The sequence below is a fragment of the Compostibacillus humi genome (assembly GCF_014637175.1).
GTDB classification, from domain to species: domain Bacteria; phylum Bacillota; class Bacilli; order Bacillales; family Amphibacillaceae; genus Oceanobacillus; species Oceanobacillus humi.
The window spans coordinates 1-2062 of sequence record NZ_BMEV01000135.1 but is presented as its reverse complement, the minus strand read 5'-3'; the positions used below and the strand labels follow the sequence as shown (position 1 = coordinate 2062).

At 37.2% G+C, this 2062-nt stretch carries 3 protein-coding genes; all 3 read right to left on the bottom strand.

Annotation, left to right across the window (positions count from 1 at the left end):
- Window positions 1-777, bottom strand: a 777-nt coding sequence (locus IEV18_RS16855; protein ID WP_188393499.1) for an ImmA/IrrE family metallo-endopeptidase, incomplete at its 3' end; no start/stop codon positions are given.
- Entirely contained in the window at window positions 770-1138 is a 369-nt protein-coding gene (locus IEV18_RS16850; RefSeq protein WP_188393498.1) for a helix-turn-helix domain-containing protein, read from the bottom strand. The genes IEV18_RS16855 and IEV18_RS16850, both read right to left, overlap by 8 nt.
- 408 nt (window positions 1139-1546) lie before the next feature.
- Window positions 1547-2062 (bottom strand): transposase (locus IEV18_RS16845; RefSeq protein ID WP_188393497.1); only part of this gene is annotated, 516 nt, incomplete at its 5' end.

The following is a 2062-nucleotide window of genomic DNA, read 5'->3' as shown; positions in this document are numbered from 1 at the left end:
TTTGTGTTGGTAAAAATAAACTTTTTCCACACAGAAATATAAATTCAAGTTTCTTCGATTAAAAAATACGAATGGATTGAAGGTATAACAAAGAAAATCGGTAAACTTAAAAAATAGAGCATTTTCAACTAATCCTTCATATCGTATAATCGGATTTAAGATATGTTGCTCCAATTGCAGTTTTTTTCGAATCAACGGTATATCTTTTTCTTCCCAAAGTTGCTTCATTAAATTTTTATCGATAAATTCAATTTCATAAAGTCTCCGGACCATTGTTTTATAGGGAACTTGAAACGTATTTGACAGTTCAACAACTTGATACGGTGTTACGGATTTTTTTGAAATGTTTAGGAAAAGCAATTCCTTCTCTAATACATGTTTAGGTACAAGTAACATGGCGGCGAACAAATTTGCACGCAATTCTCTCATATTTTCTGTTTTATCTTCAAGTGTACCGCTGTTCAACATTTCCGGATTATACAGGTATTCCTGATCAAACCAAATATGATACAATTCGTGTGCAGCAGCGAAATGCTGTTTCTCTTCTGGTATTTGACTATTGATGTAAACAAATAATCGCCCTTTCTTTTGGCAGACAAATGCACAAAATTCTTTATCCGAAAAAGGCGACTGTAATAGGGTTGCTTCTCTTTTTACAATATTAAAGACATGTTGCCCTAGAATACGTGAGTGCAAATGGAGTTCTTCCAATTTCCTGTTTGCTTTGGATTCTATATCCTCTTGGTCTTTTTTCGGCAAAAATTGGATTTCATTCACTCATTTCACCCCTAACCATTTGTGCAAGTTCTTCTAATTCGATCATTTCATCCATAACAAAATCGAGATATTGAAGATGTTGTCGCGTTTTTGCATCGTTTGTTTTTTTCATCATAAAAAGGATAGGCTCCTCAATGACGTTTGTTTTTGATTCTCGCTTAATTAATTCATCGACTGTGATATTCATAACATCAGCAATCTTTTGTATTTCTTCAATGTTGGTAGCTTTTTGTCCATTAATAATTTTGCTCATGACCTGTTTCGATACACCGATAAGATTCGCAAATTCTTGCTGGGTCATTTTGTTATCTTGAATAAACCTGTTAATCTTCTCCCCGATCTCTTCAAATATGGTTTTCATTACAATCCCTCCCTCTATATACTTCGTTTTTCTTCAAAATGTTCCTGTTTTCTTAGAATTGCTCAAACTTCGTTTTTTGAATGTATTTGTGGACAGAGCTTATGCAAAGAGTGCAGAATATTCAAACGGGGTTTAATCCATCCTAACAGCCAAATTGTGAACATTTGGTTAAAAAAAGATATGACCTTGCCCTATTCTCCACACAACTTATGGTCGCTCACCCTCCCATGTATCACGGGATTTTGATCCATACATTCCTTCGTCCTGCGTATCCACAAGGTGGAGGTCGGAAAAAGCTCCTAAGCTGGGTCTAGTGCCCGAATGGTGAAAATAAGCTCCGACTCTGCATTGTTGGTGTTTGTTCATTCAAAAAAACAGGTGTATTGATTCAATTTACTTCGTAATTGCTTAAGCTGCCTGAAAATCTTCAATTTGAGGTAACCCTTTTAAGGGTTTATTTCCATCAAATTCACATTGTTTCCTACCGATCACAAACAGTACACGTAAGAGTTTCCCACACAAAGCAATCAGTGATTGTTGTTTTTTCAAAGGGTTGTCGGGGCGGGTCGTGTAGTAACTGTGTAGTGCCTTAAATGTCGGGTTCGTTGCCACCAAAGGTCGTACCGCCAGATATAAAGCTTTCCTCAGTTTCTTTCGCCCTCGTTTCGTTATTCTCGTTTGTCCTTTGAATTTTCCTGAACTGTGTTCCCTTAATGACAAGCCTGCCATGTTTACCAGTTGTTGCAGATGATTGTACTTTGCGAGATCCCCGACTTCAGAGAAAAACGTGGCGACCGTGATTGGTCCCAGTCCTTTGATATTCATCATTTCCTTAGCGCCAGGGATGTCTTTCATCACTTCCGTGATTTCTTGGTCCAGTTCGGTTAATTGGCTTTGGTAGAGCTCGTATTGGTCTAATAGACA